We start from the raw sequence: 15,833 nt of genomic DNA, 5'->3' as shown, positions 1-15,833 counted from the left end.
TAAATAATACAACCCTGATTTTTTTAATATTTTCTTCTGCCTTAAACAAGAACAAGCCTAGTCATTCAATCAAAAAATTTTTTTGAATTTCATAATGCACTAACGGATTAATACCCATTTTTTCTACGTCTGGATTTTCTTCCAAATAATATCTAGTTGAAAAATTAGGACCAGGATCTCGTTTCTCGGCAGCACCATATTTTATGTAATGAATTACTGGATCTAATCCCGATACCCTGACATCAGGATAATAATCTAAGTACCATTTTTTATCAAAAAAAGTACTTTTACTACAGATTTTGATCGGATTCCTTATTATTTTTTTCCTGATATACAAAGAAAATTGCACAATTTTTTTCTTTTTAAAAGAGTTTATAATTTGCTCTAAAAATAATATTTTTCTGTTTTTATATAAAGAAATGTTTTCTAAATGTTCAATATATTTATCTTTATCTACAACCATTTGTTCCAAGCTTTTTATACGATTCCCTTTTTCTCCAAACCTATGTTCTAAACGCTCAATATACTTGTCTTTATCTGCAACGATACTCTCCAAACTACTTATATGGCTCTCTTTTTCGGCGAACATGCATTCTAAATTTTCAATATGCCTGTCTTTTTCTACAAACATATATTCTAAATTCTCAATATGCCTGTCTTTTTCTACAAACATATATTCTAAATTTTCAATATGCCTGTCTTTTTCTGCAAACATATATTCTAAATCTTCAATATGCCTGTCTTTATCTGCACACAAACATTCTAAATTTTCAATATGTCTGTTTTTCTCTGCAAACATACACTCTAAATTTTCAATATGCCTCCCTTTATCTACAACTATATGCTCTAAACTGCTTATATGGCTCGCTTGTCCTGCAAAAATATGCTCTAAATTTTCAACATGTCTGTCTTTATCCGCAACCATATGCTCTAGATTACTTATATGACTCTCTTTTTCAGCAAACATATATTCTAAATTCTCAATATGCCTGTCTTTATCTTCAACCTTATGCTCCAACCTACTTATATGGTTATCCTTCTCTCCAAAGATATATTCTAAATTTCCAATATGTCTGTCTTTATCTTCAACCATACGCTCTAAATTACTTATGTGGTTATCCTTCTCTCCAAAGATATATTCTAAATTTCCAATATGTCTGTCTTTATCTTCAACCATACGCTCTAAATTACTTATATGGTTATCCTTCTCTCCAAAGATATACTCTAAATTTCCAATATGTCTGTCTTTATCTTCAACCATACGCTCTAAATTACTTATATGGTTATCCTTCTCTCCAAAGATATACTCTAAATTTCCAATATGTCTGTCTTTATCTTCAACCATACGCTCTAAATTTTTTATATGGTTCTCTTTCTCTCCAAAGATATGTTCTAAATTCTCAATATGTCTGTTTTTCTCTGCAACCAAGTATTCCAAATTTCTTATATGGTGATCTTTATCCTCAAAGATACATTCTAAATTTTCAATATGTAGATTTTTCTCTGCAACCATATGTTCCAAATTTCTTATATGATGATCTTTCTCTTCAAAAGTATGTTCTAAATTTTCAGTATGTCTGTTTTTATCTGCAACTACATATTCCAAATTTCTTATATGATGCTCTCTCTCTATAAGAGTGTTTTCTATATTCTGAATATAATTCGTATAATCATTAATTAAATGACTTAGATTAGAAGTCCGTAGGGACGATGATAAATGGGGTATTACGACTTTATCTTGAGCGACTTTGGATTGAAATAAAACTTCCAATTCATAGTAAGATTGAATTTTGTCTTCTCTTATTTCAAAGCCCATTTCTTTATATAGAGCTAAAAATAATCCTAGTAAAGTATTAGGAACCGTGCTTTCTGGTTTACCGTAACAAGAAATTATATTATTCAGCCACAGCAAGCTACGAAAAATAAGAAATCCTACTGAAATTGAGTTGTTCCATCCCCACTCTTGATCTATTGCATGAGGCTCCCCATTTTCCTTAATTATGATATTTAGAGGGGTCAAATCAATACTATTTCCAGAAAGAAGTGTATCAATGTCAATTTCTTTAATTGGATTATTTTTCGAAATAAGTGAAACTACAATGGATAAATATTTTTTAAAAAATGAGCCAACTTCCTCTACAGACCATCCATCACGTATTACAATGTCGATAAAGTCACAAGATAATAGTTTACCCTTAATATAATCAGCTCTTTTTTCGAAAGTATGCGAAAGCTCTTGATCTTCTATATTTTGAAATATCGTGGATTCGAGCAATTTGCATTGGACTTCAATATCTCCCTTTTTAGTTTGTAAAAATAAAGTTTCTTTACAAAATACTTTGGAGCGGTAAGTCGAATAATGGTAGGCTAAAACTTCTGGCGCAGGTAATTTAATTTTTGAGGTTTGAGCCACAATTAAAAAGGAGTTCGCAAGATCAAGTGCGAGTTCATTTTTTAAAACAACGGGCCAAACTAATTCCAGTGAAAAAAATAAATGGGGAGGCAATTGTGGATCTGCTCTTACACCATGTGTTACTAACATTCCCGGATCAAATTCTTGATTGGAGAAACCGCGTTGAGTAATGATGGACAACGGTAATTTGTAATCAGGGAATGGAACAAAAAAATGATTCTCTATAAACCCTGCTTGATGGAGATAATTTTTTAAAGTGCGTCGCCCATAAGTTGTTGGTTGTTTTTCTTTATAACGTCCTTCTATTCCATATAAAGGTTGACCATGATGATCTTCAGGAGCCCCAGCAAAATATTTGAGCCCTAGCTGATTTTCAATTGCTATAATGAGTCGACCTTCGGGTTTTAACATAGATTTAACTTGTTGAAGCATATTGTGTACTGGACTCTCGCCAGGCATAAATAAATTGGCATATTCCAACACACCAATTAAAGTAATCACATCAAATTTCTGACTGCTAGCAAATTTATGAAATTGCTCACATACTACCGCTACATTATCCAAATCACGAGTACGAGCACGAGTAACTACTGCGCGCCTTAATGTTCCTTCAAGCGCTAAAACATTTGCTCCACATTCCCCTAAATAACGGGTTATAGCACCACAACCTGAACCAATTTCAAGTACATCCGCATCTGGAAGAATATCCCGAAAAGGGCGTAAAATATTCGCTCTACCAGCACTAAGATGATATAAAGAAGGCCAATCAATACAATGTTTTTTTAATTCGGGTGAAAATAATGAAACATCCTTAGCGTGAGCGATTGCCGAGGTGATACGATTCTCAACCTCATCTCCGTCGTTATAAGCAATACTTTCACAGTCAGCTTTTAACCATACCTGAGTATTAAAATCTAGAGTGTAACCTAGCTTAGAAAGTAAAGAGATCATGTGCATACTTCCTGTGCAGAGAGTTTAAGACCTAAATCAACAAGACCAAAAAAACTTGTCTCAGACAAAACATATAAATGAACTGAGTCATAACGCCTGTCATGAGGAATGATGTCCTCCCCTTGTCGAGAAGCCACCCCGAAAGAAACAAAATAATCGCCCGAAGCAAGCTTACATTGAAATGATACTTCAGATTGGATGATATTCCCATTAGCACCGAAGGTTTTAAACTCATCAACATTAAGTGTTTCTGAATTAGCACCATAAACAGCTACACCTTCTTTTGTTTTAATAGTAATACCAAAAATTGGCCGAACCACATCTCTTAAAAACCTTACCGAAATCTGAAATGTGATCAGCTGGCCTGTAGTGATGGATGCAGGATAAGGCTTATTCTCTACTTCCATATAAAAGTCAAGGATTTGAGCTGCTCCATCTCCCCATCGATATTCATAGGGGTTGTAGCAAGGGCGAGTAGCGAATACATCTGCAGAAGTACTTAATTCATGTTTTGGCTTTGTTGTTTCAATTGTAGGCTGTTGCTCTTCGGAAAGTGCTAATGTATTTACTTTGCCAAATAACAAATCTAAATATCGATTGACAACATGTCTTGGCTCACCTAAGTCCATAACCACACCATTATTTAATAGAATGGCTTGAGAGCAATGGGTGACAATTTGTTCGCTTGAGTGAGTGACCAATAAAATGCTCGTTCCATTTTCTCTCAGTTGCTTCAATCTATCAAAACATTTTGCTTGGAATTTTGCATCCCCTACAGCTAAAGCCTCATCAACAATAAGAATGTCTGGTTCAACTTGTGATTGAACCGCAAAAGCTAATCTTATCGTCATCCCAGTAGAGTATGTTTTAATCGGTTGCTCAATAAAATCCCCTATATCTGCAAAAGCAACAATATCATCAAAACGCTCATCAATTTCTTTCTTATTCAATCCAAGCATCGTAGCATTCATATAAACATTTTCACGCCCAGTAAACTCTGGATTAAAACCTGAACCCAGCTCTAATAAAGCAGCAATTCGACCTTGCGTTTGTACCTCACCCTGTGTCGCAGTAAGTGTTCCACAAATAATTTGTAATAGAGTTGATTTACCACTGCCATTTTTTCCGATAATGCCAACCGTTTCTCCTTTATTTACTTGAAAGGATACATCTTTAAGTGCCCAAAACTCGCGATAATATTGTTTGCGATTACGGCTTAACATTTGTAGCAAGCGATCTTGTGGCTTGTCATAAATATGATAACATTTGCTTAGATTGTTTACTTTAATGGCAATTTCAGACGACATTCACTCACCAATCCTTTTTTAGAAAGTCAATTAATTAAAAAGATACATAGTCCTATTTGTGACGCTATAAAATTTAACTACTGGAAAAGCAGAAAGTATGTACGATTTAACAGATAAAAATGCTGAGGATCAAGCAAAAAGACTATAAAACATCAGCAAATCCATCCTTTGTTTTCTGAAATCCCCAAAACCCTATATAAGCAACAAAAACACTAACAATAAAAAAAATACCTAGAAATTCCCATTGAGGTAATTTTCCAAAAATAACGAGACTCCTCGCTTCCTCAATGATAAAGGTTAATGGATTAAGAAACAAAATTTTTTGAAAAATTTCGGGCAACATACTTATTGAATAGAAAACGGGAGAAAGATACATTGTGACTTGTAAAATAAAAGCCATCATATGGGCAATGTCTCTTATATACACTCCTGCCGAACAAAGAAACCAACTCATCCCTAAGGCAAATAAAATTAGCGGTATAAATAAAATAGGGAGTAACAAAATAGTAATATTCACTTTCCCTAATAATAGAAAACAAAATACCGCTAATATAAACATATTTATTATTGCATGAAAAAGCGCTGATCCTACAATTACCCATGGATATATTTCTACAGGAAACACTACTTTTTTTACAAAGTTTGAATTACTTACAATCATAACAGGTGAACGATTCATACATTCACCAAAAAAATTCAAAATGATTAACCCTACATAAATCAATAATGAATACATAAGCTTATTAGTGACGCCTGGCCATTGAATATGCATAAAGACACCAAATGCAAGTGTATAAAGGCCTAACATTAAAAGAGGGGCAATTATTAACCACAACACTCCAGCAAAAGAACCACGGTACCTCATTAAGATGTCACGTTTGACCAGTTGTAAAATGAGATCATAATGCCGCCATAACATTAAAAACATCTGTGCAGGATGATTTTTTGATAAAGAACGCCCCATTTTATTTCCTATAAATACATACATCCAGGTTGTTACTATACAACAACATTCAATTAAAATACACTGAAAAGCCTGTAAGTTTTCTTACAACGAAATTTCATTAACTCTTTGTATAATAATGAATTTATTGAAAAAGAAACTAAATATCTCATATTGGCTTGAGATATCTAAAACCTACGTTTAAACTACGGGGGGTATTATTACATGTTCCGGATGAACCTATACTTAAAGGATTGCCATAGAGCACTAAGAAATGATTGGTAAAATAGCTCGCTCGTTAATTGATGCGAAACACATCAATTTGTTTTCAGTTGCTTTTAAAATGCTCGTAAACAGTAAACGTAAGTTTATTGGTATGGTCATTGGAGCTACCTTTTCTGCCTTCATTATCATGCAACAACCGGGTATTTACCAAGGAGTAACCGATCGCATTGTTGCACCCATCCGAGCAATTACCGATATTGATTTATGGGTGATGGGAGATACTTCGTTTTCATTTGCAGATCCCTTATATTTTAGACCTATAGATATCTATCGCATTCGCAGTATTCCCGGCGTACTTTGGGCAAAACAATTATACCGAACTTGGTATACCATGATACACTCTGGAACTGGGAAAATAACCTCTTGGGAGCTTATAGGAGTCGACCCCGAATCATTAGTTGGTTTACCTAAAACAATGATCGCTGGTACGCGTTCCTCAATCCACAAAACGAACTCAATTATCATTGATGGCTATGCTTTAAAGCAGTTTGAAGCACCCGATGGAAGAACAATTCAATTGGGAGAAAAAATGATTGAAGGACGAAATAAATTGATTGTAACGGGTATCACTAAACCATTACGTACTTATATGTATGAGCCTAAAGCTTACATGACAAGTAATCATATTCCTGATGTTTCTCATCGCAACTCATTTATTTTAGTGAAAGTAAAACCATCCTATGATGTGCGACAAATTGCCTATGAGATTCGAAGAACTACTGGTTTTCTTCCCTTAACCCCAGACCAATTTGTCGATCGTTCTAATCAATTTTTCCGTGAAAAAACACCTATTGTTATTGCTTTTATCGCCGTAGCAATTGTTGGATTCATTATTGGCCTTGTTATGATGTGGCAAATCTTTACTAATTTTGTTTTAACTCATCTCCATCAATTCGGAATGTTGAAAATGTTAGGTGTCCCCAGTGCTTCCTTAATCAAAATGGTATTATTCCAAGCAGCTATTACTGGAGGCCTAGGTTATATTCTTGGGTTAGCACTGACAGTGCTTTTTGGATTGATCTTCCATGACACAACAGTGGCATTTCACCTCACCAAACAAATTATTTTATTGGGAGCCATAGGCTCAACAATAGTCATTGTTTTTTCTTCTTATTTTGCTATCTTAAAAGTCTTGCGTTTGGATACCATAGAATTATGTCGGGATACCAATTAATGGATAACAATGAAACCCCTACTTTAAATTGTATGAATATTGCCAAAAATTACCAAACAGGTACTACTACTCTTTCAGTATTAGATAATTTCTCATTAGCACTTCATCCAGGTGAAATAGGAATGTTAATGGGTGCATCTGGATGTGGAAAAACAACGTTGCTCATGATAGTAGGCGGTATTCTCACCCCTGATCAAGGGATTTGTGCTGTGTGTGGACATGACCTTTATAAAATGTCTCCAAAAGAGAAAGTGGCTTTTCGTGCCACCCATATAAGTTTTCTTTTCCAACATCTTCATTTATTCCCAGCACTCTCTGCCCTGGAAAATTTAGCATTGCCCTTGCTGATTGATGGAGTATCACCCGAGAATGCTTACCAACAGGCAAAACAACTCATGATTCGTTTAGGACTTGAAATTCATATTTACTCAAAATTAGATACTCTATCTGGTGGACAAAAACAAAGAATTGCGATGGGTCGTGCATTAATTCGTGCACCACGCTTAATACTTTGCGATGAACCCACCAGTAATTTAGATAGAGACAGTAGTGATTTAGTTTTTTCGCTGATACAAGAGTATGCCGAAAAGCATGGATGTACTTTTTTAATTTCTACTCATGATTATCGTATTATGGCACATGCAGATAAGGTACTTGAGTTCAAAGGATTAAATGATTATCAAGTGACTTATCGAAAGGAAACAGTATGAAAAGAAAAATTATTGGTTGTAGCTTGCTGTTACTTTTAATTGGAGGCTCATACTTTTATTTCATATGGAGTCACAAAATGTCATTACCTCAAACTCCAGCCGCACCAGTCGCTGTGAATGAAGAAATGATTGTTCCCGCCATAATTGATGCGACAAATGACATTACTCATGTTCCAACAGTACAAAGCGGTATTATTAAAAAAATCAATGTCAATGTAGGACAAATGGTAAAACAAGGAGAGATTTTATTTTCACTTGATGACACAGTAGGACAACACAATGTAGCAGTGAATAAGAGTGCGCTGAAACAAGCGGAAAACAACCTCATCATTCAGAAGAAAAACCTAAAACATACTCAAACACAATTAAAACGATTAAAAAGTATTGATAAGCGAGCAATTAATCAAGCTGAGGTACGAGAAAAAACTCATGAAGTGAAAATGGGCGCCATTCAAATTGAACAATTACAACACAGCTTAGACACTGCCAAAGCAAATCTTAGAAATGCTGAGTTGGCACTCAGTCAATTGCATGTTTTAGCGCCAAAAGATGGAATTATTTTACAAATTAATGCACATGTTGATGAATTTGTTGGAGGAGGAAGTCAAATCATTCTCTTAGGAGATGCTCAAAAAGTAATCGTGCGTGTTTCTATAGAAGAACGAGATACTAAGAAGTTTTCTCCTGAAGCATCCGCTTATTTAACTGGAGAAGACCTAAACATCCCTTTAACTTTTATTCAACTGGATCGCTACATTATTAATAATGATCGCTTAAACGCACGTGTCCAAGAAGCGTTATATTTTTATAAAAGAGCAGATTATCCTAATCTTGTGGCAGGCCGACAATTCGATGCCCATATTGCCATTCAAAATAAATGATCGTCACATGAACTATTATACTTCGTACTTTGTATTACTTATTCTTCTCCTGACAGGATGCTCCATAGGCCCAAAATATGTTCCGCCTACTGCCTCTGTACCCTCCAACTGGAGTAAAGGAATTCAACATACTTCTATAGTAAAAAACGACGAGGCCTGGTGGCGTAATTTTCATGACCCCATATTAAATAATTTGATTGAACAACAAGCAGTTTACAACTTAAATATAAAAATAGCACAAACCAGAGTAAGTGTTGCACGAGCACAATATGCTGTAGCAGTCGCCCAATTACTTCCAATTGCAGGTCTTGGGGCTTCTCCACCAACTGGAACAGGATTTGATATCAATCAACTTATTGCGTTAACGGGCAACTTAGATCCTGATATTTTTGGCAAAAATCGCCAACTAAAACAAATGACCAAAGCGAATTTTCAAGCGGAACAAGAAGATCTTGATTTTGCATTGATTAATTTATACGCAGAAATTGCCTCCTCTTATTTGGAATTACGCGAAGCGCAAGCCAGAAGGACGGTACTAAACAATAATATTGCAGGCAATAAACAAACACTGCAATTTATCAAATCCCGTTATAAAGAAGGCTATGCTAATTATTTGAATTTTGCCCAACAAGATGGATTAATTGAAACTCAACTGGCGGAGTTGGAACAAAATAAAGCATTAACAACAGCCCTATTGCACAAAATAGAACTGCTAACTGGAAATAATCCCGGCGTATTAGCGAAAAAATTATTGCCCCCTAAACCAATTCCTCAAATCACTCAAAATATCAATTTAGGGTTACCTGCCCAACTCTTACAGCGACGCCCTGATATTAAAGCCGCTGAACGCAGAGTAGCCGCAGCGCATGCCAATATTCGTGCGACAATGGCAAACTTATTGCCCCAAATTACTATAGGATGGCTATTGGGGTGGCAAACTCAAACCATTGCAGGCAGTATTCTTACCGCACGCAATCTGCTTACGGTACAAAATCCTGAATCCACTTTCTATGGAACTTTTACAGCACCTATCTTCAACGTCGCTTTATTCAATTCCATTGAATTACGTAAACGTGAAAAAGCAATGGTAGTTATACAATATCAACTCGCTGTGATGCGCGCACTACATGAGATTGAAACCCAGTATAGTTATTATCAGCATTATAAAAAAAGTGTCACTCATCTTAAACGCGCGGTGGAACAAAAAAGACTAGCGTTAAAATTAGCTAAAGATGTTTATCAAAAATCTTCTTCTGATTTTAATTCAGTACTTCGCGCAGAAGAAGAGTTAAATTATATAGAATTTACCTATTTACAAAATATTGTGCGACTTCAAGTAGCTCAAATAAATCTTTATAAAGCCTTAGGAGGAAATGTTAATTCATAGGGTTTTATTGACCATATAGAATAAGGAACTTGTTGCATGAGTCGTAAGAGATTAAATGTTGTATCTTTTACATTAATCTTAACTGCATATTTTGCATTAGTGCTCAATTTTCCATTTATTATTAAAGCGATTACTCATATAAAAGAGGAACATATTTCGATTGATAGTACAGTTTTTTTGAGCATTACTATCCCCCTCTTTTTATTTTGTGTCTTTTTCTCTTTATTTTCTCTTTTTACTGTCAAGTATGTGGAAAAACCTGTTTTTATAACAGTAACTTTAGTTTCATCTATTTTGAGTTATTGCCATATATATTATGGATTTGTTTTTGATTCTCACTCCTCAATGATTGCTACACTTGAAAAAACGAATGCAAAAGAAGTTCTTCCCTTTATTACTCCTTCATTTTTAATTTGTTTTTTTGTATTTGGAGTTGTCCCATCTTTTTTAATCTATAAAGTTAAGATTATTCATTTTTCTATTAAAAAAGAAATACTCATCAAACTATTAAGTGTTTTTGTATATCCCTTTTTTTATTTTATAATTATATTTCCCTTTTCCATTCGTTATTATTCAATAATCCCATTAACTGGACTCGCCGGAAAACCTCCGTTTGAAATGGTCCCAAATAATTTTCTCAATGCAGCATTTAACTATTATCACGATAAAATAATCGCGCAACAGCATCCTTACAAACAAATCGGACTAGATGCTAAAAACAACAGTATGCATCATAATGGGAAAAATAATCTTTTGATTTTGGTCGTTGGCGAAACTGCTCGAGGAATGAATTTTGAATTAAATGGCTATGAGCGCGCAACAAATTCATATACAAAAAAACTAGGTGTAATCTCTTTTCCAAACATGACCTCGTGTGGAACAGCGACAAGTGTGTCTGTACCTTGCATTTTTTCACATCTACCACGAACTCAGTTTAGTAATTTAATTGCAGAGAGCCAAGATAATCTACTCGATATTTTAAAACGAACAGGGGTAAATGTATTTTGGCTGGACAATAATGGTGCCGGTGATTGCCAAGGTGTTTGCAAACATATTACATCAACAATCACTGATTATAATTTTGATGGGGAATTAATTAACGAATTAAAAAATAAAATCTATCATTTTCAAAAAGTAGATACGGTTCTTGTGCTCCATTTAAAAGGCAGTCATGGTCAAAATTATTATACTCGCTATCCTAATCATTTTAATCAATTTACTCCTGCTTGCCAAAATCAAGAGTTTCGACTTTGTGACCGCCAAACCTTATTAAATGCGTATGATAATAGTATTTTATATACCGATTTTGTACTCCATGAACTCATTAATTTTCTAAAAGAACAAGATGCCTTTTGGAATACTGCACTTCTCTACACTTCGGATCATGGAGAATCTATTGGTGAAAAAGGAATATATGAACACGGCACGCCATATCTCATTGCTCCCCAGGAGCAAACGAGTGTCCCCCTTATTTTCTGGGCATCTGATTCGTTCGTGGAGGAAAAAAATTTATCCCATAGTTGTTTGAAAAAAGAATCTATGAGTAAAAAACTTTCTCATGATAACCTTTTTCATTCAATTTTAGGCTTAATGAATATCAGTACGGAGCTTTATGAAAAAGAGCTGGACCTATTTATAAGCTGCTCTACAAATCATCAGCTAATCAACACTGCATCCACTCCCCAGAATTTTAATACCGAGTATTAAAATTTCATTAGCAATTTTAAGAATATGCTAAGGCTTCACCCATAAAATGGACGCAATCAATTCAACAAGACCAAAAATAGCTCAAAATTGAAATGATTATTTTTTACCTAATTTAATTGGAGTTGTCCATGCACAGCAAAACAGAAATATTAAGCAGCAAACGTTCAATCATTAATCATGAACATTTAATCAGTGATGAAAATTATATGATAGGAATTTATAGAACAGGGGGGGATTTATCAGTTTATGCTGAGTCGCCAAAGGGAATTGAACATTTCCATATAAGTCGAGGAAACAGCCTTGATATGGTTATTTTAACAGAGACTTTAATAGGAACATGGGTGCATAATCAATTACCCCGAACTGTGGAACAAGCAGCGCAGATCCGAGCATTAAGAATGAGATCTCATGAGTACATCGAGCAAGCAATTACATCTACCGAATGCGAACAATTCAAAGAAGTATTCATTGAAGCTTGCAAACAAAGTATAAGCAATCAATCAGAGATAAATGATTACTTGCAAGCCGCTTTAAATAAATTAAATGGCGAAACCAGGATGAGTTATAAACCCAAATTGTCAGAGCAATGCAGTATTCTCTAAATTGACGTATCAAAAAGCTCGAAGTCTAAATCTTCGGGCTAACTTTAAGAAGCGAGAATTATTTCAAAATTAAATTTAGCTCATTTGCAAACTCAATTACTCTCAGCTATACCTCAAACTGAAGTCGTTAAAAAAATAATTTAGCGTGGGTTCGGATAAAGAATCTATTTAAATCCAGACTCCACCTTGAACCGTTCGAGCTGAGGAGCACTGCCATTGACTTAAAGGTCACTAAATCAATACCCCGCGGCTTGTTCGCGAGAGCCAATGAGGCATTTTATGGATAAACTTAATCTCAATTTACTTCGAGCATTGCATGCATTATTAACCTGTCGTCATCTTACTCTTGCAAGCAAAAAAATAAGTATAAGCCAATCGTCAATGAGTGTTTATTTAAAGCAACTTCGTGAGCATTTCCATGATGATCTTCTTGTTCGCGGCCAAGGCAATATCATGCAATTAACTCCTTTAGCAAATTCATTGATAGGAAAAACCCGCGAATCTCTTTCCCTGATTGAAACCTTATTTAACACTACAAAAACATTTAACCCCTTGATCTCCAAAAGAACCTTTTCAATTGGTATGACTGATTTATTGTCAATTTTATGGACTCCAGGCTTGATTCACCAATTGGAACAAGAAGCTCCAGGAATAAAATTAAATATAAAGCATCCTAATTATTTAAATTCTGCAGAAGTGTTTGAATCCGGAGATATTGATTTGATGATTGGTATGTTTGAAGGAGTTCCGGAAAACTTAAAACAACAAAAGTTGCTCCAAGATGAAGCAGTCATAGTCGGAGGCAGTCACCACCCAGGAATCCAAGAAGGGAAAATCACTTTGGACGAGTTATTAAAGTACCCATTAATCCAATTTTCATTAAGAGAAACACCTTTTTATAATTATTTCGATCGTTATTTAAATCAGCTTGGACATGACAAACGGGTCTCCATTAGCGTAGGGCAAGGAATCATGCCCTTACTTGTGTTAACTGACTCCAATTACCTTACTTTAAGTATTCGTCAAGTTGCTGAAAAGGTATCTCATTTCATCCCATTAAGTATTGCTTCTGTGCCTTTTGAGGTTGACGGCTATCATTGCTATCAATATTGGCATCAAAAAGACGATGCTGACCCGGGGCATCGCTGGTTAAGAGAACTGATTCTGCATCAGACTAAAAATGTTCTATAAAGCGAACGCCAACAGCCCCTAATACTCTAGGTAAAATATCCCTCTTCTTCAATGTTTAAGAGCATTTAGCCAATTTCGCAGACTCATTGAGTTGCCAAGAGAGCAACAACTCATATTGCCTCACCTTGTTAAGTTGTTCTTTTTGCGATGGGCTTAAATCCAGACCTTCCCCAACTAATATTTTGGATTTATCCGCCCAAGGATAAAAACGATGTTTATTTTCCTCTGAAACTATAATTCCCTCTGGGAAAAGAAAAGCGGACACATTATATCCAAATTCAAAGCCTGGTTTATTAGGAGATAATAAATTAGTTCCTAATTTAAGATAAGGTATATCTGATAGTGCGAGCTCATATAAGGTTGGAAAAATATCTTTATGAGAACCGATACGTTCTGGATCATACTGAATGTTATTTTGATATACCGACGGAACATGTAAAAAAAATGGAACCTCAAATCTTATGCCTAAGGTTGTATGATCTTTATAGTGAAACATCAACTCCCTTTGATTATGATCTCCTGAAGCGCCAATGATAGTTTTCCAGCCCCAATGACTATGATCTATTTTATCTATAAAATGACCTAAAGAGTCATTAGCATATTGATAGGTCTGCGCTGCTTGAATAAGCTCTTCAAAAGGTGTGGTTACCATTTGCAAAAGTGTATCAGGTAACGTTATAGGATAAGATTGATAATGCGTCGGGATACTATAGGGTGGGTGATTGGTTACTGTATTAATATAAATAAAAATAGGTTGGTGATTTTCATTCGTCTCATTTAATAAATGATATGCATAAGCAAAAGTATATTCATCATAGACTCCCCAAGGTGATCTTTCTGCCTGTGGGTAGTGTTTTAAAATTGTCTCTAAGCCAATTATTTGATCAAACCCTTGGGTAAACAAAAAATGATCCGTATTAGCCCAATGCGCTGATCCTGAAGTTAAAAAAACTGTTTTATATCCTGCCATCTTAAAGGGCTTTGCCACAGATGAAGAGAGCATATTAGAACATTGTGTACTTAATAATTCTGGACGTGGCGTATTAAATGTTAAATAACCTAAAGATTCATAAGTAGCATTTCCACTAGAAAGAAAATTATTAAATAAAAAATCTTGGTTAAAATATCTCCCCAATTTACCCACCATGTCATTTTGAGTATTCGAGTAGAGTAATAAATGTCTCCCAAAACTTTCCATCTGCACAAATACAACATTAGGTTTTGGATGGTCCTTAGAAAACTGCTTGGTTGAGGTCTGTGAATATAAGTGGTGTACTCCAAATTCTTCTGATTGTATGTTTTTATCAAAGTATTGGTTATATGCATTAAGTGCTTCTTGCATAGTAATAGAGGTCCAAATCGACCGTGCAATAGCTATTTCCTTATAAGCATCATATAAAGCAGCGGCACCGTTTTCGACCAATTGATTCACCAGTGATGAAGAGGCAATCACTGGAAACCCATTATGATATAAACTGTATCCGCCAAAGGAACAACGCATCGCAGAAATATATAAAAAGATAAAGAGAATGATGCAAGTAAATTTGACAAACCATCGGGGATTCCAGTTTATTTTTTGGATATTTTTTTCTACAGTTCGCAATAAACTCAGCATCAAAATGAGAAGTAGCCCACTTCCTAAAATAAACCACTCAATAGGATAACTCTCAAAAATATAAGCAAAGGTTGCATCTGCCTGACCCAACAGAATATGAAAAAAATTCATCCCTATTTGTGTGCTAAAGTATTGATAATAGAAGAAGTTAACTACACAAATAAGCACAATAAACAGAAGAAAAAATGTCCCGAGTAAATTATATAAACTAAAAAGCCGAGTTTGATTAAAAAAAATCAAAAACAAGCCTAATACGACTAATGGGGAGAATATAAATGTGGTTGCTTGCACATCATAAGCCAGTCCAAGTCCATATAAAGTGAGAATATCTTTGATTAAATGGGTTGCGTGAGAGTCAAAAAAATAAACAAGCATAAAAGTTCGAGACACCATAAAAATGGTGATCCCTATAAAAACATAAGACCAAATACGGGCTTGATATCTAATAAAACGTACAAACAATGGTTGCTTATTTTTATCATTTGTGTGCATCGAGCTGTCCCTAGAAGTTACTCACTCAATTTAAACTAAAAAATACTTTTGGTTCTAACGAGCGGCTGGAACCTCTATATCTTTTGTAAGGTTCTATATTAAAACCAATGCGTTTATTATTGATGTCTTAAGTTTACTAGTTTCTGTCATTGAATTACACTAAAACGAGTCGATG

General features: G+C 34.8%; 11 protein-coding genes. 7 read left to right on the top strand and 4 right to left on the bottom strand.

The genetic code is table 11. The features are described from left to right. Nucleotides 1-61: 61 nt before the first annotated feature. The 3 genes from Lsan_RS05715 to Lsan_RS05705 form a co-directional block, all read right to left on the bottom strand. Entirely contained in the window at nucleotides 62-3,364 is a 3,303-nt protein-coding gene (locus Lsan_RS05715) for a methyltransferase (RefSeq protein ID WP_058513538.1), read from the bottom strand. After that, nucleotides 3,361-4,671 (bottom strand): ABC transporter ATP-binding protein, encoded by a 1,311-nt coding sequence (locus tag Lsan_RS05710; protein WP_058513537.1) that lies wholly within the window; start codon nucleotides 4,669-4,671, stop codon nucleotides 3,361-3,363. The genes Lsan_RS05715 and Lsan_RS05710 overlap by 4 nt, the downstream gene beginning before the upstream one ends. A gap of 142 nt (nucleotides 4,672-4,813) precedes the next feature. Beyond that, entirely contained in the window at nucleotides 4,814-5,635 is an 822-nt protein-coding gene (locus Lsan_RS05705) for an ABC transporter permease (RefSeq protein ID WP_058513536.1), read from the bottom strand. Between the two features lie 253 nt (nucleotides 5,636-5,888). Between Lsan_RS05705 and Lsan_RS05700 the strand changes: the two genes are divergently transcribed. The 7 genes from Lsan_RS05700 (at nucleotide 5,889) to Lsan_RS05670 (ending at nucleotide 13,551) form a co-directional block, all read left to right on the top strand. Further along, nucleotides 5,889-7,073, top strand: a complete 1,185-nt coding sequence (locus tag Lsan_RS05700; RefSeq protein WP_058513535.1) for an ABC transporter permease — start codon at nucleotides 5,889-5,891, stop codon at nucleotides 7,071-7,073. Continuing rightward, the gene (locus Lsan_RS05695; RefSeq protein ID WP_058513534.1) at nucleotides 7,073-7,783 is read left to right on the top strand and encodes an ABC transporter ATP-binding protein; all 711 of its coding nucleotides are present in this window, start codon (nucleotides 7,073-7,075) and stop codon (nucleotides 7,781-7,783) included. The genes Lsan_RS05700 and Lsan_RS05695 overlap by 1 nt, the downstream gene beginning before the upstream one ends. A gap of 77 nt (nucleotides 7,784-7,860) precedes the next feature. Continuing rightward, nucleotides 7,861-8,664, top strand: coding sequence for an efflux RND transporter periplasmic adaptor subunit (locus tag Lsan_RS05690; protein WP_162265590.1), 804 nt, complete (start codon nucleotides 7,861-7,863; stop codon nucleotides 8,662-8,664). A 7-nt stretch (nucleotides 8,665-8,671) separates the two neighbouring features. Further along, nucleotides 8,672-10,051, top strand: coding sequence for an efflux transporter outer membrane subunit (locus Lsan_RS05685; RefSeq protein ID WP_058513532.1), 1,380 nt, complete (start codon nucleotides 8,672-8,674; stop codon nucleotides 10,049-10,051). A 36-nt stretch (nucleotides 10,052-10,087) separates the two neighbouring features. Further along, nucleotides 10,088-11,758: a phosphoethanolamine transferase gene (locus tag Lsan_RS05680; protein WP_058513531.1), complete on the top strand. Its 1,671-nt coding sequence runs from the start codon at nucleotides 10,088-10,090 to the stop codon at nucleotides 11,756-11,758. Between the two features lie 128 nt (nucleotides 11,759-11,886). Then, nucleotides 11,887-12,360 carry a hypothetical protein gene (locus Lsan_RS05675; protein ID WP_058513530.1) on the top strand — a complete coding sequence of 158 codons (474 nt, stop codon included), beginning with the start codon at nucleotides 11,887-11,889 and terminating at the stop codon, nucleotides 12,358-12,360. Nucleotides 12,361-12,639: 279 nt separating this feature from the next. Next, nucleotides 12,640-13,551, top strand: a complete 912-nt coding sequence (locus tag Lsan_RS05670; RefSeq protein WP_058513529.1) for a LysR family transcriptional regulator — start codon at nucleotides 12,640-12,642, stop codon at nucleotides 13,549-13,551. Between the two features lie 55 nt (nucleotides 13,552-13,606). On the opposite strand, the gene Lsan_RS05665 is transcribed toward Lsan_RS05670, so the two are convergent. Continuing rightward, nucleotides 13,607-15,658 (bottom strand): LTA synthase family protein, encoded by a 2,052-nt coding sequence (locus Lsan_RS05665; RefSeq protein ID WP_058513528.1) that lies wholly within the window; start codon nucleotides 15,656-15,658, stop codon nucleotides 13,607-13,609. Nucleotides 15,659-15,833 lie beyond the last annotated feature (175 nt).

This window comes from Legionella santicrucis, from assembly GCF_001468135.1.
Taxonomy (GTDB): Bacteria; Pseudomonadota; Gammaproteobacteria; order Legionellales; family Legionellaceae; genus Legionella; species Legionella santicrucis.
Note: the sequence above shows the minus strand (reverse complement) of the source record. Positions and strands in the feature narration are given on the sequence as shown.

What these genes read in the sequence shown, in the direction of transcription:
- Lsan_RS05715 (WP_058513538.1), bottom strand. Translation starts at nt 3,364, where the DNA reads ATGATCTCTTTACTTTCTAAGCTAGGTTACACTCTAGATTTTAATACT.
- Lsan_RS05710 (WP_058513537.1), bottom strand. Translation starts at nt 4,671, where the DNA reads ATGTCGTCTGAAATTGCCATTAAAGTAAACAATCTAAGCAAATGTTAT.
- Lsan_RS05705 (WP_058513536.1), bottom strand. Translation starts at nt 5,635, where the DNA reads ATGGGGCGTTCTTTATCAAAAAATCATCCTGCACAGATGTTTTTAATG.
- Lsan_RS05700 (WP_058513535.1), top strand. Translation starts at nt 5,889, where the DNA reads ATGATTGGTAAAATAGCTCGCTCGTTAATTGATGCGAAACACATCAAT.
- Lsan_RS05695 (WP_058513534.1), top strand. Translation starts at nt 7,073, where the DNA reads ATGGATAACAATGAAACCCCTACTTTAAATTGTATGAATATTGCCAAA.
- Lsan_RS05690 (WP_162265590.1), top strand. Translation starts at nt 7,861, where the DNA reads ATGTCATTACCTCAAACTCCAGCCGCACCAGTCGCTGTGAATGAAGAA.
- Lsan_RS05685 (WP_058513532.1), top strand. Translation starts at nt 8,672, where the DNA reads ATGAACTATTATACTTCGTACTTTGTATTACTTATTCTTCTCCTGACA.
- Lsan_RS05680 (WP_058513531.1), top strand. Translation starts at nt 10,088, where the DNA reads ATGAGTCGTAAGAGATTAAATGTTGTATCTTTTACATTAATCTTAACT.
- Lsan_RS05675 (WP_058513530.1), top strand. Translation starts at nt 11,887, where the DNA reads ATGCACAGCAAAACAGAAATATTAAGCAGCAAACGTTCAATCATTAAT.
- Lsan_RS05670 (WP_058513529.1), top strand. Translation starts at nt 12,640, where the DNA reads ATGGATAAACTTAATCTCAATTTACTTCGAGCATTGCATGCATTATTA.
- Lsan_RS05665 (WP_058513528.1), bottom strand. Translation starts at nt 15,658, where the DNA reads ATGCACACAAATGATAAAAATAAGCAACCATTGTTTGTACGTTTTATT.